19 protein-coding genes and 2 pseudogenes are annotated in these 26,174 nt (G+C 49.3%); 8 read left to right on the top strand and 13 right to left on the bottom strand.

The features are described 5' to 3' along the window. Nucleotides 1-8: 8 nt before the first annotated feature. The 4 genes from ACH32G_RS15940 to gerKA form a co-directional block, all read right to left on the bottom strand. Nucleotides 9-1,331, bottom strand: coding sequence for an LLM class flavin-dependent oxidoreductase (locus ACH32G_RS15940; RefSeq protein WP_047476218.1), 1,323 nt, complete (start codon nucleotides 1,329-1,331; stop codon nucleotides 9-11). 170 nt (nucleotides 1,332-1,501) lie between these two features. Beyond that, nucleotides 1,502-2,620, bottom strand: coding sequence for a GerAB/ArcD/ProY family transporter (locus ACH32G_RS15935; protein WP_016937274.1), 1,119 nt, complete (start codon nucleotides 2,618-2,620; stop codon nucleotides 1,502-1,504). Between the two features lie 24 nt (nucleotides 2,621-2,644). Then, the gene (locus ACH32G_RS15930; RefSeq protein ID WP_016937275.1) at nucleotides 2,645-3,871 is read right to left on the bottom strand and encodes a Ger(x)C family spore germination protein; all 1,227 of its coding nucleotides are present in this window, start codon (nucleotides 3,869-3,871) and stop codon (nucleotides 2,645-2,647) included. Then, the gene (gene gerKA / locus ACH32G_RS15925) at nucleotides 3,858-5,498 is read right to left on the bottom strand and encodes a spore germination protein GerKA (protein WP_448814569.1); all 1,641 of its coding nucleotides are present in this window, start codon (nucleotides 5,496-5,498) and stop codon (nucleotides 3,858-3,860) included. The genes ACH32G_RS15930 and gerKA overlap by 14 nt, the downstream gene beginning before the upstream one ends. A gap of 121 nt (nucleotides 5,499-5,619) precedes the next feature. On the opposite strand from gerKA, the gene ACH32G_RS15920 reads away from it, so the two are divergent. After that, a complete protein-coding gene (locus tag ACH32G_RS15920; protein WP_045926261.1) occupies nucleotides 5,620-5,841 on the top strand; it encodes a hypothetical protein in 222 nt (73 codons plus the stop codon). A 92-nt stretch (nucleotides 5,842-5,933) separates the two neighbouring features. Here ACH32G_RS15920 and ACH32G_RS15915 read toward each other — a convergent pair whose 3' ends face one another. After that, complete coding sequence (locus ACH32G_RS15915; RefSeq protein ID WP_448814568.1) at nucleotides 5,934-7,679, bottom strand: right-handed parallel beta-helix repeat-containing protein; 1,746 nt, start codon at nucleotides 7,677-7,679, stop codon at nucleotides 5,934-5,936. A 277-nt stretch (nucleotides 7,680-7,956) separates the two neighbouring features. Here ACH32G_RS15915 and ACH32G_RS15910 point away from each other — a divergent pair, with 277 nt between their 5' ends. Continuing rightward, the gene (locus ACH32G_RS15910; RefSeq protein WP_016937279.1) at nucleotides 7,957-9,435 is read left to right on the top strand and encodes a peptide MFS transporter; all 1,479 of its coding nucleotides are present in this window, start codon (nucleotides 7,957-7,959) and stop codon (nucleotides 9,433-9,435) included. Nucleotides 9,436-9,479: 44 nt separating this feature from the next. On the opposite strand, the gene ACH32G_RS15905 is transcribed toward ACH32G_RS15910, so the two are convergent. The 4 genes and pseudogenes from ACH32G_RS15905 to ACH32G_RS15890 all read right to left on the bottom strand — a co-directional run bounded on the left by ACH32G_RS15905 (nucleotide 9,480) and on the right by ACH32G_RS15890 (nucleotide 12,229). Next, entirely contained in the window at nucleotides 9,480-9,941 is a 462-nt protein-coding gene (locus ACH32G_RS15905; RefSeq protein WP_016937280.1) for a hypothetical protein, read from the bottom strand. Continuing rightward, complete coding sequence (locus ACH32G_RS15900) at nucleotides 9,941-10,168, bottom strand: non-oxidative hydroxyarylic acid decarboxylases subunit D (RefSeq protein WP_016937281.1); 228 nt, start codon at nucleotides 10,166-10,168, stop codon at nucleotides 9,941-9,943. Before ACH32G_RS15900 ends, ACH32G_RS15905 begins: the two co-directional genes overlap by 1 nt. 17 nt (nucleotides 10,169-10,185) lie before the next feature. Further along, nucleotides 10,186-11,607: a phenolic acid decarboxylase BsdC gene (bsdC, locus tag ACH32G_RS15895; RefSeq protein ID WP_016937282.1), complete on the bottom strand. Its 1,422-nt coding sequence runs from the start codon at nucleotides 11,605-11,607 to the stop codon at nucleotides 10,186-10,188. Between the two features lie 2 nt (nucleotides 11,608-11,609). Beyond that, nucleotides 11,610-12,229 (bottom strand): annotated as a pseudogene (locus ACH32G_RS15890) (non-oxidative hydroxyarylic acid decarboxylases subunit B). An 84-nt stretch (nucleotides 12,230-12,313) separates the two neighbouring features. On the opposite strand from ACH32G_RS15890, the gene ACH32G_RS15885 reads away from it, so the two are divergent. From ACH32G_RS15885 to ACH32G_RS15860, 6 genes are all read left to right on the top strand, one after another. Further along, nucleotides 12,314-13,186 carry a LysR family transcriptional regulator gene (locus ACH32G_RS15885; RefSeq protein ID WP_045926264.1) on the top strand — a complete coding sequence of 291 codons (873 nt, stop codon included), beginning with the start codon at nucleotides 12,314-12,316 and terminating at the stop codon, nucleotides 13,184-13,186. A gap of 129 nt (nucleotides 13,187-13,315) precedes the next feature. Continuing rightward, nucleotides 13,316-14,113, top strand: coding sequence for a cystine ABC transporter substrate-binding lipoprotein TcyA (tcyA, locus tag ACH32G_RS15880; RefSeq protein WP_016937284.1), 798 nt, complete (start codon nucleotides 13,316-13,318; stop codon nucleotides 14,111-14,113). Continuing rightward, nucleotides 14,100-14,804: an amino acid ABC transporter permease gene (locus ACH32G_RS15875; RefSeq protein ID WP_016937285.1), complete on the top strand. Its 705-nt coding sequence runs from the start codon at nucleotides 14,100-14,102 to the stop codon at nucleotides 14,802-14,804. The genes tcyA and ACH32G_RS15875 overlap by 14 nt, the downstream gene beginning before the upstream one ends. Nucleotides 14,805-14,816: 12 nt before the next feature. Further along, a complete protein-coding gene (gene tcyC / locus ACH32G_RS15870) occupies nucleotides 14,817-15,560 on the top strand; it encodes a cystine ABC transporter ATP-binding protein TcyC (RefSeq protein WP_060963627.1) in 744 nt (247 codons plus the stop codon). A gap of 99 nt (nucleotides 15,561-15,659) precedes the next feature. After that, entirely contained in the window at nucleotides 15,660-16,289 is a 630-nt protein-coding gene (locus ACH32G_RS15865; protein WP_016937287.1) for a YczE/YyaS/YitT family protein, read from the top strand. Nucleotides 16,290-16,387: 98 nt separating this feature from the next. Then, nucleotides 16,388-17,062: a 4'-phosphopantetheinyl transferase family protein gene (locus tag ACH32G_RS15860; protein WP_448814567.1), complete on the top strand. Its 675-nt coding sequence runs from the start codon at nucleotides 16,388-16,390 to the stop codon at nucleotides 17,060-17,062. A gap of 35 nt (nucleotides 17,063-17,097) precedes the next feature. Here the strand turns inward: ACH32G_RS15860 and ACH32G_RS15855 are convergent, their stop codons facing one another. The 4 genes and pseudogenes from ACH32G_RS15855 to srfAB form a co-directional block, all read right to left on the bottom strand. Continuing rightward, nucleotides 17,098-18,408, bottom strand: coding sequence for an aminotransferase class I/II-fold pyridoxal phosphate-dependent enzyme (locus tag ACH32G_RS15855; RefSeq protein WP_016937289.1), 1,311 nt, complete (start codon nucleotides 18,406-18,408; stop codon nucleotides 17,098-17,100). A gap of 121 nt (nucleotides 18,409-18,529) precedes the next feature. Next, nucleotides 18,530-19,261 carry a surfactin biosynthesis thioesterase SrfAD gene (gene srfAD, locus ACH32G_RS15850; RefSeq protein WP_016937291.1) on the bottom strand — a complete coding sequence of 244 codons (732 nt, stop codon included), beginning with the start codon at nucleotides 19,259-19,261 and terminating at the stop codon, nucleotides 18,530-18,532. An 18-nt stretch (nucleotides 19,262-19,279) separates the two neighbouring features. Further along, a complete protein-coding gene (gene srfAC / locus ACH32G_RS15845) occupies nucleotides 19,280-23,116 on the bottom strand; it encodes a surfactin non-ribosomal peptide synthetase SrfAC (RefSeq protein WP_448814566.1) in 3,837 nt (1,278 codons plus the stop codon). A gap of 34 nt (nucleotides 23,117-23,150) precedes the next feature. Further along, nucleotides 23,151-26,174 (bottom strand): annotated as a pseudogene (srfAB, locus tag ACH32G_RS15840) (surfactin non-ribosomal peptide synthetase SrfAB); the annotation flags it as partial.

Genomic DNA, 26,174 nt, shown 5'->3' with positions numbered 1-26,174 from the left:
GCCCTCCTTTAATCGGCATATCGGTTTGCCGGTTTTTCCAGTCCGAAATGTTCTCTCAGCGTCGTTCCTTCATACTCTTTTCTGAACACGCCCCGCTCTTGTAAAATCGGAATCACTTTGTCTACAAAAAGAGTGAGACCTTCAGGCAAAAGCGGAGGCATGATGTTGAAGCCGTCACAAGCTTGTTTTTCGACCCATTCCTCCATCTTATCGGCAAGCTGTTCAGGCGTTCCGACAAAGATGTGATGGCCTCTTGAACCCGCCACATATTTGTACAATTCGCGGATGGTCATGTTATCGCGTTTGGCCATCTCCTGAACGAGCTTGAACCGGCTTTTAACGGCATTTGACGCTTCCGCATCCAATTCAGGCAGCGGGCCGTCAAGCGGGTAAGCGGAAAGATCGACGCCGCCCAGATAGTTTTGCAGAATGTTCAGGCCGACAGACGGGATGATGAGGTCTTGAAGCTCTTCATATTTGGCCCGCGCTTCTTCTTCGGTATCGGCGATAACTGGAAAAATCCCCGGCATGATCGCGATTTTTTCAGGATCCCGGCCGTAAGAAGCCGCTTGTTCTTTAATAGATTGATAGAATTCCTGAGCAGATTCCAGATGATTTTGCGCGGTAAAAATGACCTCCGCGGTTTTGGCTGCCAGCGCCTTTCCGTCTCCTGATGAGCCAGCCTGAATAATGACCGGGCGTCCTTGAGGCGTGCGGGCGACATTCAACGGCCCTCTCACTGAAAAATAGGTTCCTTTATGATTCAATTCATGCATTTTGTCTTTTTCGAAAAATGTCCCTGACTCTTTGTCGCGGATAAAGGCGTCTTCCTCCCACGAATCCCATAATCCTTTGACGACTTCCACGAATTCTTCCGCGCGCTGATATCTGAGATGATGCTCAAGATGCGTTTCGCCGCTGAAATTAAGCGCGGTCGATTCAATTGATGATGTGACGACATTCCAGCCCGCGCGGCCGTTGGAAAGATGATCCAGCGATGCAAATTGTCTCGCGATATGGAACGGTTCGCTGTATGTGGTAGACGCGGTCGCCGTCAGACCGATGCGGGATGTGACCTGAGCCAGCGCCGACAGCAGGGTAAACGGCTCAAAGCGCGTCAGCACATTCGGATGCGATTTGCTGTCTATTGATAAACTGTCCGCCAAAAACAGCATGTCCAATTTCCCCCGCTCCGCTGTTTTCGCCAGTTCTTTGAAATAATCCAAATTCATGCTCGCGTCCGCCGGCGCCTCAGGATGTCTCCAAGAGGCGACATGATGGCCGGTGCCTGCGAGAAACACACCGAGTTTGATTTCTTTTTTCTTTGTCATGACGATCTCCTTCTATAATGAAATACGGTGCGGAACATATTAACACCACTAAACCTATATTTCCTATTAAATTTATAAGAATAAATCAAAATGTACAATTGTCAGGCAAGTTTGTCAATGCATTAAGAAAAAAATCATGATTTTAAAAATAACCCGGCGCACCGGCCGGGTTATTTCTTCGAAACTGTATAGACGCTCCCTTTGACTTTTTTCTTAATGACGGCAATGATAAGCAGCAAGACGGGGAACAGCACTTGAAACGGAAGATGAATATAGATCGGGACAATTTTTAACCCTTCGTTCATGTGTTCCGACAAATTGCTTGCGATGCTGATGGAGAGAATCAGCACCCCCAATCCGACCGGGAAGGCCAGCTGGGACGGATTTTTTTCTTTAAACAGCGTGGACACGCCCACGACAACCGCATATGTAAAAAGGCTGACTTTGAAAAAACCGCCGATGACGAGCACGAGCATGAAAAAGACATCCAGCCGGTCTAAAAACTCTTCCACTTTAATCGTCTGTATGGTGCTCAGCAGCGGGAATTGAGAGCGGAGCATTAAGTTGACGTCAAGCACACAAATATTAATCGCCACTGACATCGCCAAAAACAGACCGCTGATGATAATCGCCAGAACCCCTGTTTTCTTCACCTTTTTCCGATCTTTTAAGTAGGGGAATATCATGACAAACACGATCAATTCACCGAAAGGGATGAACATGGTCTGTTTAAATACGGAATAAATGACCGTCCCCATCCCGTCCGCTAAAACAGGCTGGAGAAATCTCAGGTTTATCGTACCGGAGCTGATAATGAGGATCAGCCCGATGGCCGTCAGGAAATACATAATGCTAAACAGCAGCTCGCCGGCTCTCGCTATGACTTCAATTCCCTTTCTGACCGCAAATATCGCGGCGAGCATCAGCATGCCATTCACAATTAGAAGGGGCGTGTCCTGATATGCGAAGGTGACAAGCATTTCGCCAAAATCCCTCAATATGCGGGCGGCGATATAAGCAAAATAGAGAATATAAAGAAGAGAGACCGCCCAGCTCAGATGCCTGCCGATCAGTTCGGTCATGTAATCTCTCGGAGAGGACTCAGGAAAATATTGATACAGCGCCTGATATACGTAGAAAAGTCCGAGACCGGTAACGCACCCGAGAAGCACGGACAGCCATGCATCCCGCCCGGCCATCGTGCCCGGCGGGATCAATAACGAACTGCCCAATTCAAACAAAATGATCATCACAAACAGCTGGCGTGTGCCGATTTTCGCATTTTCCATACGCTTCGCTCCTTTCTCCTCAAATCAATCGTGATCAAGCTTGTCTGAGAGAGGATTATTCCGCAAGCCCGTTCTTCTGATAATGACTTCCGTTTTTACGTCCACGGGGAGGTTGGGGAAAATTTCTTCATCCCATTTCCCTTCGAGCTTTTTCCATTTGTCCGGATGTTTCCGATAGATCAGGTCTCCGAACCCGACGAAATCATTCTTATGGGCTTTAATATCTTCAAGTGATTTGGTGATATCTCTATCAAGCTGCGTGCTGAGCGCCTTTTGCATGACCATGATCACTTTCGGATCAGACAGATGGAAAGGGTATCTGACAGCGTCCACCAGCCCTTCAACCTGAGCACGAACGTGAATATGCGGTTTTCCGTCCTGAAAAGTAGCCGTCACCTTTGTATTCTGACGGGTGACCTGCAGACTGATTGCATGCTTCACGTTCTTCCAATCCGCATTGATAAACGTATGCTTGATTTTGTTCAGCAGCCATACAGCGCCGACACTGTCGTCATCCTCAATCCAGTAATCCAGTCTCCCATCCTTTTTGAACACTGCCAGCCCGTCCGCTGACAGCACCGCTTTCGGTTCAGTCGTCTGCGTATTTTCCATCGTAGGGCCGGCTTTATCGTCTCCGTGCATTTCATAACCCGGAATAAACGGCGACCCGGTCGGAGAAGCAAGATCAATCAGAACGTCCTGAAGGCTTGTTTTCACGACTCTGCCGTATTGTTCCTGTGTGAAGCTGAGCGTCTTGTTCACTTTATTGGAAGGGATTTTATCAATCGGCGTCAGCACTTTAATAATGTCTTCAGCATTGCAATTATGCGCAATAACCGCGGTTGCGGTTGTTCTGAATTCGGTATCACGGTCAAGATTGTCCAGAATAAAATTGAGTCCTTCCTCTTTCGCGAGCTTTTCACTGAACACCACAAGATTCGTATGCGCAAAATAGAGCCTTCTGGACACCTTCATCGAGGCTTTTCTCAAAGCTTCCGTCATATTGTCTCCGGACACGGAATAGACGGAAACCGGCGGCCGGTCTCCCGCTCCGCCGCCCTGCAGGCCGCCGGCTACGTTTCCCGGGTTGATAATCTGAAAGTGAAGGACATATTTTCCCGATTCGGTACGGTCAATACCGATGGCGGAGATTACGGCCAAATCGGTCAGCTCTCTTTTATCCCAGCATCCTGATACAAACATAAGGGAAACCATCGTACAAAGGAGGAGTATCCATTTACGTCTTTTCATTGCCGCCGCCCTCTTCTACATCTTTATTAACCATTCCTCTGGAGGTCTCCGGTTTCGGTCTTTGATGTTCCCCTTGGCGCCTGTTGTTTTTCTGCACGAGCAGCTCCGGCCTTTTTTCATCCGCCCATAACGGAGCGCGGAAAATGGAATCCTTCAGCCCGCCCGGGGTCAAAGGAGCGAGCGGGGACATATACGGAAAACCGAACGAACGCAGTCCGCACAGATGGACAAACATTATGATAATGCCCAGAATCAGCCCGTAAAATCCCATGACGGCCGCGATCAGAATAAAGACAAACCGGATCAGGCGCGCAGATATCGCCATGTCAAAAGCCGGAGTCGCAAAGCTGGCAATCGCCGTCAGCGCGACAACGATCACCATGGCCGGGGAGACGATGCCGGCCTGTACAGCAGCCTGGCCGATGACAAGCGCTCCGACTATGGAAACGGCGGAGCCGACCACTCTCGGAAGACGGACGCCCGCTTCCCTGAGAATCTCGAAGGCCACTTCCATCGTCAGCGCTTCAATTACGGCCGGAAACGGCACGGTCTCCCGCTGGGCCGCGATGACGATCAGCAGCTGCGTCGGAATCATTTCTTGATGAAAGGTCGTCGCCGCCACGTAAATCCCCGGCGCCACCAGTGAAATGAAGAAAATCAAAACTCGAAGCAGCCGGATGCTCGTAGCGATATCAAATCGGGAATAATAATCCTCAACCGACTGAAAAAATTGAATGAATAAGGCTGGCGCGATGAGAACAAACGGCGTTCCGTCCACAATAATCGCAAATCTTCCCTCCAGCAGATTCCCCGCCACAACGTCCGGCCGTTCCGTATGATACACAGTGGGAAATACGGAAAACGGCGCGTCTTCAATAAGCTGTTCAATGTAGCCGGATTCCAGAATGCTGTCGATGTCAATGTGCTTCAGCCGCCTGCGGACTTCCTTAACCAGCTTTTTTTCACAGATTCCGTTAATATACATCAGCGCGACGTCCGTATTCGTTTCGTGCCCGATCTCCATTTTTTCCACCCATACATCAGGATTTTTTACATACCTGCGGATCATGGAAATATTGGTTTGCAGGGATTCAGTGAATCCCTGCCGCGGTCCGCGGAAGGACACCTGGGTGCTCGGTTCTTCAATGGACCGTTGCTCTCCCCCTTCCGTGCTGGCGATCAGCGCCTTGTCAGCCCCGTCGACAAAAATGAGCGTGCTGCCCGCCACCAGCCCGGCATAAAGGCTTTTCCATTTCTCTTCCTCTTTTACTCCGCCGATCGCAAGCGTTTTTTCATATATCAGGCAGACCGCCTGTTCCGGCTGAACGGACGGGATGTCAATTAGATCCTCCAGCAGGGATTGGCTGATAAGCTGCTCGTCTACCAAACCGGCGATATACACGATCGCTGCCGGAAGCTCTTCTTTTCCGATTTTCAGCCGGCGGATGACGACATCGGCACTGTTGCCGAATCTCTCAGACAGCTTCTTCATATTTTCCTTTAAGCTGATGGAGATCGGCTCTTCCCGCTCTTTGTCTGATTTGGTTTCCGCTTCTTTTCTGTCTTCATTGTCACCGTTCTTTTGATCGTCTTTTTTTCGTTTCTTCTGCTTAAAAAATGGCGGCATATCGCAAAAAACCTTTCCTTGTTTTTTTCATATTCTTCCTGTACGGCAAAAGATTATGCACGGCGGATAGTCTGTATAAGTTTTGCGTAATCGAAAAGGATAAAAAGGGAGAGTGATGCGCATGAAAATATTGGGAGTTTCAATTTTTTTGCTGGCTGCCTGTCTGATGATTTCGATAGGAATGGATATGCTGCAAGGATTCAGTCTCTATGGAGCGGTTCGAAACAACCTGTCCGCTTTTAAATTGATGACCTTCTCGGAATGGCTGATGCTGTTTTTCTTCGCCCTCTTTTTAATGAAAGAAATGCTGGCTTTATATAAATCAGGTAAAAAAGATGCCTGACAGGCGCACGTCTGTATGGTGTCAAAAAAGAACACATCCCTCCCTTTGTCGGAGTTCATGTGTTCTTTTTATTTTTCCGGCGGGGATTGTTTTCAGATGACGATATTTCCGATTTCCGTATCTGTCGTGTGTTTCACAATGACGCCTTTGATAATGCGATTGCCGATGATTTTGGTGCTTGCCGAGGAACTGGTTTGGATGGCGGAAGCAGAAGCGGCGGAAAGGTTGTTGATGGTATTGCCCGAAATGAGGGAATTGGAGGCACCGTTCAAATAGATGCCGATCGGGCTGCCCGCCGTTCGGTTGATCGTGATCGTATTGTCTATGACTTCATGCGTGCCTGAGTTCAGATACACGGTAACGATAAGCGGTGATGATTCAAAGCGGTTGCCGATGACAGAGGTCCCCGAGGATGTTGAACTGAAAATGGGGTAGTTTTTGTAGCTTTTGAAGAGATTTCCCTTGATGACAGCCCTGGCGTCATTTGTAACAGATACGGCATAGGACTCCGCGGCGCCCTGAAACGCATTCGGGATGAGCGTATTTCCTTCAATGACGGCATTTCCGCCTGTGACCCATATGCCCCGGCTGAATGATTTCAGCACATTCTGTTTTACGGTGATATTGCCGGCTGACATGCTGATTCCGTCTGTTACCTGATTCAGTGTGTTATTCATAAAGACGGCGTTATCCGAGAGCGTCGCCCGCATCCCCGTGCTTCGTCTCGTTTCGGAACGTCCGTTTTCAATGACATTGCCGTCAACGGTCACATCTTCCGCCTGATAGACGGAAATACCCGCATTTTCAAATTGATTGATTTTGTTGTGAGTGACGAGGACGCTTTTTCCTCTTACATCTATTCCCGTGGAAAAACCGGTAATCAGATTGTTGGAAATGACGGCATTGCTGCTGTCCTGCCCTTGGGAGACACCTTGTCCGGCGATTCCGGTCCTTGAGCCGCCGTTTGACCAAAAGAGAACATTCCCGGAAATGACGGTATGTGCGCTGTATCCGTAGCTGATTGTGTTGTCGGAATGATTTCCTTCAATTAACACATTATATCCGTTAAAGTTGGTGACTGAGCTTGCGGCGTTTCCGTAAAAGAAGTTGTTTCGGATGGTGATGTGAAGAGCCTCTTCATAATCAACATCGCCTTCTCCGTACGATTCAATGTCGATTCCGAATTTCGGAGCCGTTCCGTTCCCTTGCCCGGCGTCTTCGATCACGCATTCTTCCACCGTGATGGTATTGCAGCCGGTGATTGAAATGTTGTTCCGTCTTGACTCCCTGATCTCACAGCGGCGGATGGTCACATGTTCTGATGTTTCGTAATCACTGTTTGTTTTTAAACCGAGCGGGCTGACAATAATGCCGTCTCCCGTAAAATTCGATATTTTCACATTTTCGATCAGCACATTGCTGCTGCCTTCAATACAGATGCCAAACCCCCATTCATGAGTCGACCGTAATGGAACATTGGTATACGTGTGTTCATCCCGTTCCCCGATGATGCGGCCGCCGGTGATGGTGACATTTTCCCGCCTGCCTATATAGAAAGCCGAATAACCCCAGGAGCTGTTCGGCGACACTTTAATCGTGCATTCCGGATCCATGATGATGGAGAGATGGCTCGGCACATTAATTCCCGCGTTCCTAAACGGCTGGCTTTTGTCACCGCCAAGCGTGCCGTTGATTTTATATGTTCCGGGCGGAAAAAACACCGTATGACTGCCCTCGCTGACAGCCTTGGCCAAGCATTGATTGATGGCGGCCGTCACATCGGCAGTCCCGTCTGCTGCCACACCGCAATCCGTTATATCTAAAATACGATTCGGCAAGTAATAATCTCCTCCTTCCTCTCTTATTTCATCTTATTCCGTCATAATCCGCTCCGCCTGTACATACTTTAAATTTTATTAAAAAAGTTTATATAGATAGTTTAGTCAGATTATATGACAAAATAAGCCATTGGAATTAGGAAAATCCATCTATATTCAACGTTTTAATATCTTTTCATTCTGGAATTTTTTGAATTCAGTATAAATTATATTGACACAAGTATTATATAAGAATATGATTTTTGTAATACACTTTTTTAAGAAAGGGTTGGCTCAGGTGGCATCTATTGAAAAGGAATCTATAACAGAAACTGTGCCGCAACGAGGCTTTTTCGGTCATCCCCGCGGCCTGTTCACACTGTTTTTTACTGAGTTTTGGGAGCGTTTCTCCTACTATGGTATGAGAGCTATACTGCTTTACTATTTATACACGGAAGTCGCTCATGGCGGGCTCGGATTTGATAAAACCACCGCAGTTGCCATCATGTCCATATACGGGTCTCTCGTATACATGTCGAGCGTCATCGGCGGATGGCTGGCCGACCGGGTATTCGGCACGGCAAACACCGTTTTTTACGGCGGAATTTTAATTATGTTCGGGCACATCGCTCTTGCCTTCCCTGGCAGTACGGCGGCGTTTTTTACAAGCATGACTCTGATCATTATCGGAACCGGCCTGCTTAAACCAAACGTATCCAGCGTTGTCGGAGCTTTATATACGAAGGAAGACGAGCGCCGCGACTCAGGTTTCAGTATCTTTTACATGGGGATCAACCTCGGCGGATTGCTTGCGCCGCTAATTGTCGGAACACTCGGACAGAAGTACAACTACCACTTAGGCTTCGGATGCGCCGCGGCCGGTATGTTCCTCGGACTGATTGTTTTCGCTCTTACGAGAAAGAAATACCTCGGCAAAGCAGGCTCCAATGTACCGAATCCGATTTCTAAATCATCAGTGATCGGAACGGGAATCGGAATAATCATTGCAGCAGCGGTTATCATCGTTCTGATTCAAACCGGCTGGCTGACGATCCAGCGTGTGATTGACATCGTCAGTATCCTCGGCATTGCCATTCCGGTTATTTACTTTATTGTGATGTTCATGAGCAAAAAAGCGACAAAAACGGAAAAATCACGGCTTGCAGCTTATATTCCGCTGTTTATTGCGGCGGTTATGTTCTGGGCGATTCAGGAACAGGGCGCGACGATTCTTGCTTTATATGCCGATCAGCGCACGAGACTTTCTTTTGCGGGCATACATCTTGAGTCATCATGGTTCCAGTCTCTGAACCCATTATTCATCGTCATTTTCGCACCGGTGTTCGCTTGGATCTGGCTGAAGCTCGGCAAACGCCAGCCTTCAACACCGATTAAATTCGCGATTGGCATTATTCTTGCCGGACTGTCATTTTTAGTCATGGTGCTTCCGGTTATGGGCGGAAGCGGCGAGCTTGTGAGCCCGCTTTGGCTTGTGCTCAGCTTCCTTTTGGTTGTGCTTGGTGAGCTTTGCCTTTCACCGGTCGGTTTATCCGTCACAACGAAGCTCGCGCCTGCCGCCTTCTCAGCGCAGACCATGAGCATGTGGTTCTTAACAAACGCCTGCGGTCAAGCCCTGAACGCAAAAGTAGTCGGTTTGTTTGATAAGGTTTCTGAAGCGGCCTACTTCGGCTCAATCGGTCTTATTTCGATCATTCTCGGTATTATTTTAGTACTTCTTTCTCCTGTTATTAAACGGGCGATGAAAGGCGTACAATAACTAAAAAAGCCTGCGGACGGTTCCGCAGGCTTTTTTTTGTGCGTCTATCGTTTTAATTCCTCAAGCGTTTCGCTCCACCTCTTCAGGACACCTTCCGGCTCGTGAAGACGGATGACCGGTCCGGATGTCAGATCCGCGTATTTCGCCCGATCTTCCTTGACGGTGATCACGCGGCAGCTGAACCGCTCCCTTTCGTATTTCGCCTCTTTCAGCGGCGGAAGCGCCGCACATTCCAATGTCACGTAATATGCGGCTCCTCCGTGCCAAGCGATGAAAAGAGCTTGTCCCGAATGCAGCAGGCTGTTTACGGTCGTCGTGTTTTTCCATAAGGCGAGCCGGAGATTTGTGCGGCTTACAGCCACTATTTCACCGGCGCTGATCATGGCCGCGTGCGGACGGCCTTCTTTTGTCACGGATTGCAGCACAAATGCGTCGTGCTGTTTTTTTTCAAGCTCCGTTCCGTCTAAAAGCGTGTAAAGCGCCGCCGGCAAGTGCTCCGTCAGCATTACGCTTTTCTTTCCGGGACAGCGGGAACATGTGTGGCCGTCTCCGTTTCTTTCGGATCAATTTTAAATGCCGGGTTGAATGCCGCCGGATTGGTGATGCTTTCCGGTTCACAGGATCTCCATGTGAAGAAGCAGGTTTGGCATTGGTATATTTCCCAAGCGCCTTTGACCGGCGATTGGCTGACGGTTTCTCCTTTTTTCGATTCACAGCGCGGGCATGTTTTCATAGCAAACTCATCCTTTCTTATTGATTCATTAAGTCCATCAGTTTTTGTTCCCACTCTTTCGTTGTCAGCGGAGAATCAAGCGGCTGCGAATAATGGCCTCTTGTTTCCGGCGCGACAGGCGTCGTGGCGTCAAGAATCATTTTGTGTGTCATCCCAGCCGGATCGGATCCCGGGTCAAGCGGAAGGACAGACAGGTCAGGAATGATGACTGCGTCGTGTTTCGGATGCATTTTCGTTGAGAGCGCCCACATGACTTGCGGGAGGTTAAACGGATCGACATCCTCATCCACGACAATGACCATTTTGCAGTAGCCGAGTCCGTGCGGCGTGGTCAGGGCGCGCATGCCGACCGCCTTGGCAAAGCCGCCGTAACGCGTTTTCGTTGAGATGATGGCGATCAGGCCGTGCGTATACATCGCGTTGACGGCGACGATTTCGTTCGGATAGGCTTCCTTCAGCTGCTGGTAAAGCGGCACGCACGTATTAATGCCGATCATATAATCGCACTCCGTCCACGGCATGCCTAAGTATAAATGTTCAAAGATCGGATTGTTTCTATGATATACCCGTTTGATTTTGATGACCGGCATGCTGCGGCCGCCTGAATAATGGCCTGTGAACTCACCGAAAGGGCCTTCGTATTCCCGTTCTCCCGCAAGGATCTCTCCTTCCAGAACGACTTCGGCGCCCCAAGGGATGTCTAAATCAGACAGCTTAGATTTGACGATTCTGTAGGGCTCCCCTTGAATCGCGCCGGCCATTTCATACTCGGATTGATCGTATAGCAGCGGAGTTGACGCGGCCGTCGTAATCACCGGCTCACAGCCGAGCGCGATCGTAACGGGAAGATTGACGCCGCGTTCTTCAGCCTGGCGAAGATGAATCGCAATATCATGCTGAGGCACGGGCTGAATGCCGAGGCGGTCTTTTCCCTTCACCTGCATTCTGTAAATGCCGACATTCTGCTTGCCGAAATTGTCCGGATCTTCAAGATCGCGGGAAATGACGCACGCTTTATCCAAGTAATACCCGCCGTCCCCCTGGTTGATTCTGAATAGCGGAAGGATGTCAAAAAGGTTGATGTCCTCAGTAATTTCATTTTCATGAAACGGCGCGGTTTCTTCACGTTTGACCGCTACCGGGAATGAATCGTACCGTTTGGCGAACTCAAAGAATTGTTCTTTTACAGGCGTATCTTTCGGCATGCCCAGCATCATCGCGTGATTCGGCCATGAGCCGATGACATTCAGGGCGACCTGCGCATGGTGATGTCCGTAAATATTGTTAAACAAAAGCGCGGGGGTTTTATCCCCGAGGTTGCTGGCTGCACGCGCGGCGGCGCCCAGATCCGGCTCCGGTTTTACCTCTTCGTTGACTGTCAGCAGCTGCCCTTCTTTTTCAAGAGCGGCGAGAAATTCCCTAAAATCCTGATAGGCCATTATCAGATTCCTCCTTTTTGTTTTTCAATTCCGTACCACCGTTTCGCTTCCGGCAGACGGATCCCAAACTGGTCGAGCGTCCGGAACACGATGTGGTCGATCAATTCGTCCATGTCAGCCGGCTTGTTGTAAAAGGCCGGCATCGGCGGAAGAATGACGGAACCCATTTTTGTAAGCGCTAGCATATTTTCTAAATGAATTTGGCTGAGCGGCGTTTCTCTTGTCAGCAGCACAAGTTTTTTCCTCTCTTTCAGGATGACGTCTGCCGCTCTTGTCAGCAGATTGTCAGCCATTCCGGTGCGGATGCTTGCAAGTGATTTCATGCTGCACGGAGCGATGATCATCCCGTCCGTTTCAAACGAGCCGCTTGAAATCGCCGCCGCCTGGTCTTTGTGAGAATACGTATAGGACGCCAGTTTCTCGACATCTTTTAACGTATAATCGGTTTCATGTGTGATGGTGACATTTGCCCAAGGTGACACGACAAGATGGGTTTCGATCTCCGCGGCTTTTAAATATTCTAAAAGCCTGATCCCGAATATGGCCCCCGTAGCCCCGGTCATTCCGATGACGAGCTTCATATTGACCCTCCTTTACGCTTGAAATATGGTGTCAAAACCATCATACTCCTGATATATCCATATGAAAAATATTCGTTAAATCTATGTATCATACTTTAAAGGTATAAAATAAAGGAGCGTTGTTCATGGATATCAGGCAATTGCGTTATTTCGTCACCATCGCCCAAGAGCAGAAAATCACGACGGCCGCCAAAAAGCTTCATATGGCGCAGCCGCCGTTAAGCAGACAGCTGAAACAGCTGGAAGATGAATTGGGCGTCATCCTGTTTGACCGCAATAAAAAGAAACAAATGACCCTTACATATGAAGGAAATGTCTTTTTGAAAAGAGCAAAAGAGATTCTTCATAAGTTTGAGGACGCCATTATCGAGGTACAAGAGCTGAAGGAGGAAGTGGCCGGCACGCTTGCCGTAGGGTCAACCATTTACTGTGCCGCGCTCATGCTTGAAAAAGTGTCACAGATGAAAGAACGGTATCCGCATCTCACCTTTAACATTTGGGAAGATGAACCCGTCTCACTGCTGGAGCTATTGGAATCCAGACAGATTGACGCCGCCGTCACCACCACCTTAATTAAAAACGATGGCATTGAATCGAAGGAACTTGAAGACATTCCGTGCGTCTTGGTGCTGTCCGAGCATACGAAACGTCTGTGCGGTGAAACGATTAAGCTGAATGATATCGCCTCTTTGCCTCTGATCCTTTTGCGCACCGTCAATGGAAGGGGTGTGTATGATCAAGTCCTCCATGTTTGTGAACAGTACGATCTTGACCTACGGGTTGTCTGTGAATGCCATGATTCCGCGACGCTCTTGAGCCTCGTATCATCAGGATTCGGCGCCACGATTCTGCCTTTGACGATGATTCCCGTCCATATGCGTTCGCATGTCAAAACGGTTATCATCGAGGACAACCCGTTTGTCATGACGCCGGCCGTCATCTGGAGAAAAGACAGCTATCTCCCGAAGCCGGTCAGACAGTTTTTGGAATTATTTTGATCGTGAAACACGGAGATTTCACACTCATGAAAACCAATTACTTGACTCATACTAAAAAAAAGTTATCCTTTACAATTGGGAGCTATTTTTTCTCAATAAAACTACTCAGAAAAGTGGGGAATAAAGAAGATGAAAAAAGCATTGTTCGCTTTATTCATGATGGTCAGCATCGCGGTGCTTGCAGCCTGCGGAAACTCACAGGGCAGCGGATCTAAGTCAAAAGACAGCGATCTTTGGGCTTCTGTCAAGAAAAAAGGCGTACTGACCGTCGGTACAGAAGGAACGTACGAACCGTTTACCTTCCATGATAAAAAGACTGATAAACTGACCGGATATGATGTGGAAGTGATTCAAGAAGTCGCGAAACGTCTCGGTCTGAAAGCTGACTTCAAAGAAACGCAATGGGACAGCATGTTTGCCGGTTTAAACTCGAAACGGTTTGACGTCGTCGCCAACCAAGTCGGCAAAACAGGCCGTGAGAACCAATATGATTTTTCTGATAAATACACAACGTCAAATGCTGTCGTCGTGACGAAAAAAGACAGCACGATTGCGAAAGAAGCTGATGTCAAAGGAAAAACAGCGGCTCAATCATTAACAAGCAATTACAATAAATTAGCGAAAGATGCCGGAGCGAAAGTTGAAGGCGTTGAAGGCATGGCGCAATCCCTTCAGCTCATTCAGCAGGGCCGCGCTGATCTGACTTACAACGATAAACTTGCCGTACTGAACTACTTAAAAACGTCCGGCAATAAAAACGTGAAAATCGCGTTTGAAGCAGGCCAGCCGCAACAGACATATTTCGCATTCCGAAAAGGAAGCGGCGAACTTGTGACTCACGTCAACAAAGCGTTAAAAGACATGAAAGAGGACGGGACTCTTTCTAAAATAGCTAAAAAATGGTTCGGCGAAGATGTTTCTAAGTAACATGCCCGAGCCGGTGATTGCGGCAGCCATTCCTTGGGACCTGGTGCAGCAGTCATTCTGGCCGATTCTTTCCGGGGGAATCTATTACTCGATTCCCCTTACTATTCTTTCCTTTATTTTCGGAATGATCATCGCGCTGATTACGGCGCTCGCCAGAATGTCAAATATGAAACCATTGAGATGGGTGTTCAGCGTATACGTATCAGCAGTGCGCGGCACTCCTCTTCTCGTTCAATTGTTCATCATTTTTTATCTGTTCCCGACCTTTAATATTACGCTGGACCCTTTCCCAAGCGCAGTCATCGCGTTTTCATTAAACGTGGGCGCCTATGCTTCTGAAATCATCCGGGCATCTATTTCATCCGTGCCGAAAGGGCAATGGGAAGCCGGTTATACGATCGGCATGACCTATCGCAAGACATTGTTCCGCGTGATCCTGCCGCAGGCGTTTCGCGTGTCCATTCCGCCATTATCAAATACATTTATCAGCCTGATCAAGGATACATCTCTCGCGTCACAGATTCTTGTCGCGGAGCTGTTCAGAAAAGCGCAGGAGATCGGTGCGCAAAACCTTGATCAAATCTTGGTCATCTATATTGAAGCCGCCTTTATTTATTGGATCATCTGCTTCTTGCTGTCAATCGTACAGCATGTGATCGAACGGCGTCTCGACCGTTATGTGGCCAAATAAGGAGGTTTCGATATGCTTTCCGTCAAAGGATTGAATAAATCATTCGGCCAGAATGAAATTTTAAAAACGATAGATATGGAGATAGAAAAAGGGAAAGTCATCGCCATTCTGGGACCGTCCGGTTCAGGAAAAACGACGCTTCTGCGCTGTCTGAACGCGCTTGAGATCCCCAACCGCGGCGAGCTGGCATTCTCCGATTTTTCTATAGATTTCTCTAAAAAAGTGAAGCAGGCTGATATCCTCCGCCTCCGCCGCAAATCAGGCATGGTCTTTCAGGCGTATCATCTGTTTCCTCACCGCACGGCGCTTGAAAACGTCATGGAAGGACCCATTCAAGTGCAAAAGCGCGACAAGGAGCAAGTCAGAAAAGAAGCGATGGAGCTTCTTGAAAAAGTCGGGCTGAAAGACAAAATGAACTTATACCCGTTCCAGCTTTCCGGCGGTCAGCAGCAGCGTGTCGGCATCGCCCGTGCGCTTGCGATTCAGCCCGAGCTGATGCTGTTTGACGAACCGACGTCAGCGCTTGATCCGGAGCTGGTCGGCGAGGTGCTTAAAGTCATTAAGGATTTGGCGAACGAAGGGTGGACGATGGTTGTCGTCACGCACGAAATCAAATTCGCGCAGGAAGTGGCCGATGAAGTCATCTTCATTGACGGCGGCGTCATTGTGGAACAAGGACCGCCGGCCCAAATTTTTTCCGCGCCGAAAGAAGAACGTACGCAACGGTTCTTAAATCGTATACTGAATCCTTTGTAGGATCCGGAGAAGAAGCGAAACACTGATTTCGCTTCTTCTTTTTTTCGGCGTTTATGCTACAATGACAATTAATGAAATTTTATGAAAGAAGGGACCTCTTTGAAGCGGGAATTCGTGATGCGCTGGACGTTTTATTTTGCCGGTCTGTTGATTTTGTCTTTCGGGGTATCTTTAACCATTAAAGGAAAAGCTCTCGGCATCAGCCCTTGGGATGCCTTTCATTATGGGCTTTTTCAGCATTTCGGGCTTTCCGTCGGCCAATGGTCCATCTTGGTCGGGGCGGTGATCGTCGTTTTAACCTGCCTGTTCACGAGAACGCTTCCGAAAATCGGCGCCATCTTGAATATGGTGCTGATGGGAATGTTTATTGATTTCTTTTCGTTTCTGCTTCCTGAGGCGCACGCTTTTTCCTTAGCAGCCGTGTTTTTTTCTTTCGGATTGCTGCTGATCGGCTGCGGCGTCGGGGTTTACGTATCAGCCGGGCTCGGTGCGGGCCCCCGGGACTCTCTGATGATGCTGATATCTGAAAAAACGGGCTGGAACGTGCAATGGGTGCGGAACGGCATTGAGCTGACGGTTCTGGCCGCAGCTTGGACGATGGGCGGACCGATCGGAGCCGGAACGATTATTACAGCGGTTTTGACTGGGCTGATTCTGCGCTTTTCTTTGCCGCAGTCCTCTAAACTGTTAACATATGCGATCTCAGGGCGGGCAACGTCCGTTCATTAAAAACAAAGCCGAAATGGTTTTGTTTTTTTATTTTCGGACAGCTTGCGTCTGATATGATAGGATGGTTTTGACAATATTTGCAGACGGAGGATCTGGACATGAAGATTTACGGAGTATATATGGACCGGCCGCTTTCTCCAGAAGAAGAAGATCGGATGATGGCGGCCGTGTCCGCCAATAAGCGGGAAAAATGTCGGCGCTTTTACCATAAGGAGGATGCTCACCGCACCTTGATCGGCGATATGCTGATCCGCACCGCCGCGGGGAAGGCTTACGGACTTGATCCGGCCGCGATTTCATTCAGCGTCCAGGAATACGGAAAACCGTATATCCCCGCGCTTCCGGACATGCACTTTAACATTTCCCACTCCGGGCGCTGGGTCGTGTGTGCCATTGATTCAAAACCGATCGGCATTGATATTGAAAAAATGAAGCCCGGCACGATCGATATCGCCAAACGGTTTTTTTCGCCGACGGAATACAGTGATCTGCAAGCAAAACACCCCGACCGGCAGACCGATTATTTTTATCACCTGTGGTCGATGAAAGAAAGCTTTATCAAACAGGCCGGAAAAGGGCTTTCCCTGCCGCTTGATTCATTCAGCGTCCGCCTCAAAGACGACGGCCATGTGTCCATTGAGCTCCCGGACGGACATGAGCCTTGTTTCATCCGCACATATGATGCGGACGAGGAATATAAGCTGGCCGTTTGTGCCGCTCATCCCAATTTTTGTGACGGAATTGAGATGAAAACGTATGAAGAGCTGCTGTAAAAATAGAAAAAGGAGGGTGTCCCCCTCCTTTTTTGTCAGCCTGATATTTCCGCCTGTTTCTGCAGCTGCTTTGCTTCTTGATAAATTTCTTCGAACAGATCCGCGATGTGTTCTTCTTCGACGCATGAAAATGCGATTCGCAAATCCGTTTCATTGATGGATATCGTCCCGATTCCTCTTTTTTCAAGCAATGAGACTCTCAATTCACCGGCGTTTATATCTTTCAGCCGGACACACATGAAATAGCCCGAGTTAAACGGATAAGGCGTCCATACGTCTTCATAGTGCTTGTTTTCTGCAAGAACGGCTTTCACTTTGTCAGCCCGTTTTTTCATAATGTTATATTTCAGCGATTTTTCTTTTTCGTATTCCGGTGACTGCATCGCCCGCAGCATAAATGTTTGGGAAGGATGCGGGGCGCTTGAAATCGTCCCTCTGATAATCCCTTTTGTTTTTTCCTCGAGCACGCGCAGCGCTTTTTCGCTTTTGGTGCTGTACGTAATAAAACCGACGCGGAAGCCCCACGCGTAATTTTCCTTCGTCGCGCCGTCTATTTTCACGCAAAGCACCCGGTCGTGCACTTGGGCGAGTTTGCTGAAGATGGATTCCTGAATGGCCGTTTCATCGTAAAACAGATTGTAATACGCATCGTCTACGAGCACGACAATCTCTTTGCCGGCCTCCGCCGCCTCCAAGATCACGCTGACGATTTCTGACGCTTCCTCTTCTCCCGGCGTATAGCCTGTCGGATTATTCGGGAAATTCAGCACGACAATCGCCTTCTCTTCCTGCTTTTTCAGCAGCTCGGACAGCCCTGCCGCATTAAAACGCCCATCGTGCTGAAAAAGCGGGTACGTCTCAATAGATGCCTTGCGCCGGACGCCGAAAATGAAGTTGTAATTTCCCCAATATTTATCAGGCAGAAGGAGCGTATCCCCCTCATTGACGAACAAGTCGGCGGCAATGCTCAGCCCGTGTGTCAAAGCATTTGTCACGATCGGCGTGCTGATGTCTTTGCCGGCTAATGAAGGATTTTCGAGACGCATTTTTTTCAGCCATTCCTGTCTGAGCGGCTCTTTTCCCTGCGGCGGAGCATAATCGTAGATATCATCGGGGTTATAGGCGGACAATGTCTCTTGAATATGGGAAAAGTGCATGGACTCCCCTTGTGAGGTGGCGATTCCGATCGTGGCATTATACTTTCCGGCCTTGGCTTTCGCTTCCGCTGATTGCGTCAGCACCCCTTTCGGATAAAACAAATCTTTGCCCAAATCAGAAAGCATATGAAGCACGTGCGGGTTTTCTTCAGATAATGTTCTGTTCAGCTCTTTTGCTGCATCATTCATGTACGACAATCCCTTCAAAATTATATTCCATCAAATCATAACATAAAATTTTTGATAAATGAGAAAACGATCGGGCAGATTTTGTTACAAAAAACAGACAGCGAATGCTGTCTGTCATAACCTATAACAATTGGCCTGCAGTGCTCCTGTTAATAATCTCATAGATTCGTTCCGCCACTTTTGCAGTTTCACTTAATATGAACATGTGGCCGTCCGAAAACTCGTGAAATACGGGATTTGCGGCCCATTTTTTCCATCCGTCCGCATCTTTGATACATTTTTTATCCTTCCGCCCATTAAAAATATGGACGGGTGATTGAATGGTGTGAAGATCAGACGGCCGGAAGCTTTCAAGCGCGCGGTAGTCGGATCTGAAAGAAGGCAGGAAAAATGACATGACCTCCTTATTTTCCACTAACTCCTGCGGCATTCCGCCAAGCTCGATAATATGGGCGAGAAATTTTTCATCATCAAGATGAGAAACCTTTTTCCTTTCCGCATGCGGCGGCTGAATGGCTGAGATGATCACGGCCTCCGGGTAAATGCCTTCCCGCTCCAGCTTTTGCGCCAGCCTGAAAGCGACCATGCCTCCCATACTGTGCCCGAACAGCACAAACGGACGGTCAGGACGGAGATTCAGCTCCTGCTTGTACAAGCTGACGAGCTGTTCAAAATCCTCAACGGCGGACATTTGATTTGTCCCGTGTCCAGGCGGTTCCGCGGCAAGCATCTCACATTCACCTTGGAGATAGGTGTGGAGCGGGCGGAATGATGCTGAATAGCCTCCTGCGAACGGAAAACAGATGAGCTGCGTTTTTTCTGTGGTATCGAACGATTTAAAGAGCTGGACCATTAGCGGCTTCCTCCTTTTCTATCGTGAAGTTGTCAGCTTCAGATGTTCATTTCTTAGGAATTCGAGCAAAAATGCCGCATTCCTTTCGAGACATTCACCCTGAAGCATTTCTGCGTGAGTGCCGCAGCCTTTTTTCACACGGTATTCACCTGCCGTAGCTTCCTCCCACGAAGCGAGCCACGGCGGCATCGCAAAGTCCGGTTCTGATGTTAATAGATCTATGTCCGCATTGACGGTGCCGGTGCTGACGGCATGCACGAAATAAGAATAAAATGCATTTGTTTTTTTGGCGAGTCCTTCTTTGACGGCTTCGTTATTCAGTGCTTCATTGTCCCTGTTTACCTTCATCAGCGCCTCGACATCACTTTCTACTGTGCGGCCTTCCAAGTCGCTGACGCCTTGTTTTTTATAGGAATCAACCATGATCAGCCGCTCCACTTTACGTCCTTCGGCTTCAAGCCGTTTGGCGGTTTCAAAGGCAAGCGTGCATCCTGCCGAGTATCCGAACAGCTTGACCGGGCCTTCCGGCTGCAGCTGATTGATCAGCTCTGTGTAGCGTTCGATACGGCTGTCTTCCTCGATAAAATCGAACGCGCAGATTCTATAGCCGGACAGATGTTTTGCCAGCGGCTGGTACATCAGCCCGTAACCGAGAACAGGCGGGAACGCAAACAGTGTGTCAGACTGATTTTTATTCATGAGGGTGAGGTCTTTCATCCCTTTTTCTTCACCGTGAAGCAGATAATCGGCAATGCCTGCGATTGTCGGCGCTTCGAACAACAGCTTCACCGGGATGTCCGTACCGAGCTCTTTTTTAATACGGGACGCAGCCGTCATCGCTTTTAAGGAGTGCCCGCCGAGTGCAAAGAAATCATCATGAATGCCTATCTGCTGTCTGCCGAGAATTTCGGACCAGATGTGTGCAATCATTTCTTCCGTCGCATTTCGGGGCCCGATCCATTCTTTCGCCAGCTGAGCGGGATCAGGTTTTGGCAGCATCCGTTTATTGACCTTCCCGTTTGTCGTTAAAGGAAGCTCCTCTAAGAAAGTAAAGGTTTGCGGCACCATGTAAGCAGGAAGCTGTTTTTTCAGGTGCCCTTTTACGTCTTCAGCTGACAGCTGCGCCCGGTTCACGAGGTAAGCATTGATTGATGCATCTCCAGACTCATGGCGGTCAACAACAACAACCGCATCTTTCACACCCGGGTATTCCTGCAGCTGCTTTTCAATTTCTTCAAGCTCGATCCGGTGTCCGCGTATTTTGACCTGATCGTCAATACGGCCGGCGTATTCAATACTTCCATCCGGCAGCCAGCGTGCCAAATCCCCTGTGCGGTAAAGCGTTTCTCCCGGCTTGAACGGATTTGGGATAAACATTTGCTCCGTCAGATCATGACGGTTCAGATACCCTTTTGATACACCCATTCCGCTGATGCACAGTTCACCGACAGCTCCGAATGGCTGAAGCTGATTTTGCTCGTTAAGAATATAAACACTGGCATTGCTGATCGGCTTTCCGATCGGCAATGAAGAGATGGAATCCGGTAAATCATGCACGACGTGAGCTGTCGCAAACACTGTTCCCTCAGTCGGCCCGTAGCAATTAATCAGCTTGCCCGGCCCCAAGATCTTAAGCGCTTTTCTGACGTGAGGCACAGACGCGCGCTCACCTCCGAATAACACGCAGCGAAGCCCCCTCAGCCAATCCTCTCCCGCATCGGTGAGAAGATTGAAAAGTGCAGTCGTCGCAAACATGACATTGACATTCTCCTGCCGGATCAGATCAGTCAGCCGTTCTGTATCAAGCAGTGTCTGTTCATCTGCGATAATGAGACGTGCCGCATTCAGTATTGACGCGTAGAAATCAAAGGTAAATGCGTCAAAGGCATAATTCGAAACGGATAAGAACGTATCTTTTTCAGAAAATGCCATGTAGTCTACATGCTTGACCAATCCTTGAATATTGGCATGAGTGGTGATATTGCCCTTCGGCTTTCCGGTTGTGCCGGACGTATACATAATATATGCCGGATCATCGGGTTCAATTGCGGCTGCAGGGTCGCTTGCCTGCTCTTCGAATCGTGCAGGATCATCAATGAAGAGTGTTGTTCCTGTATACGGCAGCTGATCCGCTTTTTCTTTCATCTCCTGATGTGTCAGCAGACAGGCTGCATCACTGTCAGTCAGCATATACGAGATTCGGTCCTCCGGCAGCTTCGGATCAACCGGGAGATAAGCCGCTCCTGCTTTTAGTACGCCGAGAATGCCGATCACCAGTTCAAGCGAGCGCTTCGTGTACAACGCGACAACGGAGCCTTTACCCGCACCTTGCTTTTGCAAACGGCGTGCAAGGCGGTTCGCTTCCTCATCTAATTCGCGATAAGAAAGAGTCTGGCCGGAATACGTAAGCGCCGGCGCGTCAGGATGAACATTCACCGCCTCTTTGAACCAATCCGTCAGAGGCTTCGCCTGATGGTTTTGAGCAGGCGGGTTTAAGCCTGTAAGCAGAAACTCTCTTTCCTTTTCATCAACAAGACTGATCGTATGAACAGGCTGATCCGGCTTCTGGATGAGCTGCTGAATCGCTGTGAGAAGCTGTGATTTTAAGCGCTGGATAAATGCCTCATCAAACACATTCTCATTATAGGCAAGCTTAATCAGCATCTCGTCTCCCGGGGAAGCCATCAGGTTGAGATCATAATTCGACTTCTCAAAAACATGGACATCCTCCATTTCAAAGCCGTTTTCATTGTTTTCTTCATTTTTTGCATCCTGAAGCGGATAATTTTCAAACACAATGATGTGGTCAATCAGCTTTGGCTGATCGGCCTGGCTTTGGATGTCATAGAGCGGCACGTATTGATGCGGCTCAGACTGCAGCGATTGTTCCTGCAGCTGCTTGAGCAATCCGTTAAATGTGGTATCCTCAGACAGTTTCACCCGCCTCGGGACAACATTGATAAACAGCCCGACCATATGTTCAACGCCTTTGATTTCTGCGGGACGCCCGGAAACGACTGTGCCGAAGATCAAATCGCCGGACTGCTGGTAGCGGCTGATTAATACGCTCCACACTGCCTGCAGCGCCGTACTCAAAGTGGTATGCTGTGATTTTGCAAGCTCGTTAAACGCCTTTGTGTCCGCCTCCGGCAGTGAGAAGAGCAGCTCTTTCGGCTCATAGCCGTCCTTTTGTTTCTTTCTTTGCTCCGCAAATGTCGTTTGTCCTTCAAATTCCTCTAAGTACTCGCGCCAGTAATGCAGTGATGCTTGTTTATCCTGCTTTTCAAGCCACTTGATATAGTCCTTATATGGTTTGACCGGCGGCAGGCTGTATGGCTTTTGTTCGCGCAGGGCATTGTATACCTTGAACAGATCCTGCACGACGATGCCAAAGCACCAGCCGTCCAAAATCATGTGATGATAGCTCCACACCCATTCAAAGCTTTCTTCAGCTTTTTTAAAAATAGCCGCACGCATCGGAATATCCCGCGTCAAATCAAACCCCTTGATCTTATCCTGTTCTTTGTATTCATTGATTTTGGCTGCTTGCTCGCTGCCCGGTAATTGTGTCAGATCGATTTCTTCTATCTGAAACTGCCGTTTTTTCAATACGACTTGGACCGGCCTTTTTACTTTTTCGTGAATGAACACGGTACGAAATACATCGTACCGGTCCATGATCACATTCATGCTTTCTTCAAGGCATTTGATATTTAAGCTGCCTTTTACTTTCATTGTCATTTGTTCGATATAAAAGCTTTGGCCGGGATTCAGGAGAGTATGAAACAGCATTCCCTCCTGCATCGGCGACAAATAATACATGTCCTGAACTTGATCTTTTTTGAACTGGCTCATCTGCTCCGCTCCCCCCTTCTGTTAACTGTTTTTGTCACGTTAAATTCTCCTCAAGCATGTCAAAGATGTCTCCCATTTCATCCATCTCCAGATCCTGCGCGCTGAAGTCGCTCGGCGTAAATTCTTTCTCCTCTTTGGCCGTGCAATGGCGGATGATCATTAAGAGGTTTTCTTTAAATCGCTGCATCTGTGCTTCGACTGTGCTTCTTTCATATTCTTCCTGATTGTATGAGCAGGAAATGACGAAGCGGCCGCCTGTAACCATCCCGCTGAAGCTCAGTGCGTATAACGCCTCTGACTCTTCGCTGACTTGACGCCCCATATCATATGGAGACGGTTCAAACCATTCAGTTTTCACTTCATTGTCAAACTGCCCCAGGTAGTTAAAACTGATTTCAGGCGTGACGCCTTTTTCTGTTTCATCGGATGACAGATACCGGAGAATCCCGTATCCTACGCCTTTATCAGGAACGCGCCGCACCGTCTCTTTTACCGTTTTAATGACGGAAGAGACGCCGTCTTCCTTGCTGATCTGCAGAATCAACGGATATTGAGCCGTAAACCAGCCGACCGTCCGTGAAATATTGACATTCGGTATGATTTCTTCCCGGCCGTGCCCTTCTAAGTTGATGCCGACTTTACCGTTTTCCGTCCATTCACCGATTGTTAAGCCGAGCGCGCTAAGCAGAATGTCGTTGATTTCCGTTCCGTACGGATGATGAACATCTGTAAGCAGCTGCGCCGTTTCTTCCTCGGTTAGTTCACATTTCACGGCCGCCGTATGTTTGACGAGCCGTTTTGTCGGCTCATGGTCTTTCGGCAGCGGCTGGAGTTCTTCTGCATCTGCCTGCGCCCAATAATCCGCCTGCTTCTTCAGCTCTTCTGATTGCGCAAACGTGCTCAGCGCCTCTGCCCAATCCTTAAAGGAGTGGGTTTTCTGCGGAAGGACGATGCTGTTTTGCTGCTGCGCCTGTTTATAACCTGAAGCGAAATCCTCAAGCAAAATTCTCCATGAAACCCCGTCCACGACGAGATGGTGAACCGCAATTAACAGATGATCGCCTTGTTCTGTCCGATATTGCTCTGCTTTTAACAGCGGGCCGTTCTTCAGATCAAGACTGCCCTGAAGCTGATCGGCAAGCCGCTGAATCTGGCTTTTCAGCATGTCTTCGTCTGTTCCGTACAGATCAACGATTTCAAAGCTTGCCTTGCATTCACTGACAGGGAGGTATGTCTGAATGATGCCTTCCCTTTCTTCACGGTAAACCATCCTCAGTGCATCATGGTGTTCCATCAATGCTTGCAGAGTTCTTTCCACCAGAACCGGTTCAAAGCCGTCTTTTGCGTGAAGCATGACGGATTGGTTCCAGTGGTGTTTGTCCGTAAAGTTTTTCTCAAAGAACCAGCGCTGGATCGGCGTTAATTCCGCTTCGCCTTCGACAGGTCCCTGGTCGGCCTGCTTGCCTTCCGTCCGCTCCACGTAAGAGACGAGCTCTTCAATGGTCGGGTGCTGGAAGAGATCTTTCATCTCAAGCTTGTAGCCGTGCTGATTCAGGCGGCTCGCCATTTGAATGCCTTTGATCGAGTCGCCGCCGAGCGTGAAGAAATTATCGCTTACGCCGATCTGATCCAGTCCGAGTACTTCCTGCCAAATGTCAGAAAGCAGCGTCTCCATCTCTGTTTCCGGCGCTTTGTACGCGGCGCTTCCCGCCTCAATGTCCGGCGCCGGCAGGGCTTTTTTGTCAATCTTGCCGTTTGCGGTGACCGGAAGCTCGTCCATTTCCACCCAGAACGCAGGGACCATGTAGTCCGGAAGCGTGTCTTTCAGCGCGGCTTTGAGCGCTTCGATATCGTCCTGCTGAGGTGCGACATAGGCGCAAAGCGCGGTATTGCCCGCTTTGTCTTCCACCGCCGTCACCGCCGCGTCATGAACGTCCGCAAGCTGCGCGAGGCGGACTTCGATTTCTGAAAGCTCGATCCGGTAGCCGCGCACTTTGACCTGCTGGTCGATGCGGCCGATGTATTCGATGCCGCACTGCGCGTTCCATTTGACGAGGTCCCCGGTCCGGTACATGCGCTCGCCTGGCACAAACGGATCTGCGGTAAACCGCTTCGCCGTTTCTTCCTCACGGTTCAGGTATCCGCGCGCAAGTCCGCGGCCTGCCACGCACAATTCACCGGCAATGCCTTCCGGCTGCACCTGATCGCCGTCCCCGAGAATATACGCTCTCGTATTGGCAATCGCCCGTCCGATCGAAAGCGATCCTTCCTCCGGATTGATGACGCCGCTTGTCGCAACGACGGTGTTCTCCGTCGGGCCGTAGTTGTTGACGATCGTGTACGGCTGTTTCACCGCCCGCTTCAGCTTGTCGCCTCCGACGAGAAGCATGCGGAGAGAGGTATTTTCCAGCTCCATAAATTGTTCGGCCAGCTGCGTCGGCAGGAAAGTGATCGTCACGCCGTGCTCTTCGAAATAGTGATTTAAGCGGGTGATATCCAGCCGGATCGCTTCATCAATGACATGAAGCTCAGCACCGATGGTCCATGTCGGGAACATCTCCCAGATGGAGGCGTCAAAACCGAAGCCAGCGTATTTGGCGCTTTTATCCTCGGCCGTCATGGCGAATGCGTCGTGATGCCAGAAACACAGGTTCACCAGCGCGTGGTGTTCGACCATGACACCCTTCGGCTGTCCGGTCGTTCCTGACGTGTAAATCATATAAGCGAGATGATCCGCCGTGGTTTCCGTCTGCGGGTTCGCTTCATCGTTTTCATCAAGCGGCAGGCTCAGAATGGAGCGGCTGCCGTCAAGCAGGATCGTGTCTCCTTTGTAGCTTTCCGGCACGTCGAGCGCTTCCTGCGTGAGAAGCAGCTTGGCGCCGCTGTCCTGCAGAATGTAGCTGATGCGCTCTTTCGGGTAATCCGGGTCAATCGGCACAAATGCCGCGCCCGCTTTCAGGACGCCGAGTACGCCCGCAGCCATTTCCAAGGACGGTTTCGTCAAAATGCCGACACGTTCGTCAGCTGTAACACCGCAGTCCATGAGAATGCGCGCGAT

Source organism: Bacillus sp. CIS52 (assembly GCF_053545315.1).
Note: the sequence above shows the minus strand (reverse complement) of the source record. Positions and strands in the feature narration are given on the sequence as shown.

Excerpts from the sequence above, each read along its gene's own strand:
- ACH32G_RS15940 (WP_047476218.1), bottom strand. The coding sequence starts at position 1,331 with ATGACAAAGAAAAAAGAAATCAAACTCGGTGTGTTTCTCGCAGGCACC.
- ACH32G_RS15935 (WP_016937274.1), bottom strand. The coding sequence starts at position 2,620 with ATGGAAAATGCGAAAATCGGCACACGCCAGCTGTTTGTGATGATCATT.
- ACH32G_RS15930 (WP_016937275.1), bottom strand. The coding sequence starts at position 3,871 with ATGAAAAGACGTAAATGGATACTCCTCCTTTGTACGATGGTTTCCCTT.
- gerKA (WP_448814569.1), bottom strand. The coding sequence starts at position 5,498 with ATGCCGCCATTTTTTAAGCAGAAGAAACGAAAAAAAGACGATCAAAAG.
- ACH32G_RS15920 (WP_045926261.1), top strand. The coding sequence starts at position 5,620 with ATGAAAATATTGGGAGTTTCAATTTTTTTGCTGGCTGCCTGTCTGATG.
- ACH32G_RS15905 (WP_016937280.1), bottom strand. The coding sequence starts at position 9,941 with ATGCTGACGGAGCACTTGCCGGCGGCGCTTTACACGCTTTTAGACGGA.
- ACH32G_RS15900 (WP_016937281.1), bottom strand. The coding sequence starts at position 10,168 with ATGAAAACATGCCCGCGCTGTGAATCGAAAAAAGGAGAAACCGTCAGC.
- bsdC (WP_016937282.1), bottom strand. The coding sequence starts at position 11,607 with ATGGCCTATCAGGATTTTAGGGAATTTCTCGCCGCTCTTGAAAAAGAA.
- ACH32G_RS15885 (WP_045926264.1), top strand. The coding sequence starts at position 12,314 with ATGGATATCAGGCAATTGCGTTATTTCGTCACCATCGCCCAAGAGCAG.
- tcyA (WP_016937284.1), top strand. The coding sequence starts at position 13,316 with ATGAAAAAAGCATTGTTCGCTTTATTCATGATGGTCAGCATCGCGGTG.
- ACH32G_RS15875 (WP_016937285.1), top strand. The coding sequence starts at position 14,100 with ATGTTTCTAAGTAACATGCCCGAGCCGGTGATTGCGGCAGCCATTCCT.
- tcyC (WP_060963627.1), top strand. The coding sequence starts at position 14,817 with ATGCTTTCCGTCAAAGGATTGAATAAATCATTCGGCCAGAATGAAATT.
- ACH32G_RS15860 (WP_448814567.1), top strand. The coding sequence starts at position 16,388 with ATGAAGATTTACGGAGTATATATGGACCGGCCGCTTTCTCCAGAAGAA.
- ACH32G_RS15855 (WP_016937289.1), bottom strand. The coding sequence starts at position 18,408 with ATGAATGATGCAGCAAAAGAGCTGAACAGAACATTATCTGAAGAAAAC.
- srfAD (WP_016937291.1), bottom strand. The coding sequence starts at position 19,261 with ATGGTCCAGCTCTTTAAATCGTTCGATACCACAGAAAAAACGCAGCTC.
- srfAC (WP_448814566.1), bottom strand. The coding sequence starts at position 23,116 with ATGAGCCAGTTCAAAAAAGATCAAGTTCAGGACATGTATTATTTGTCG.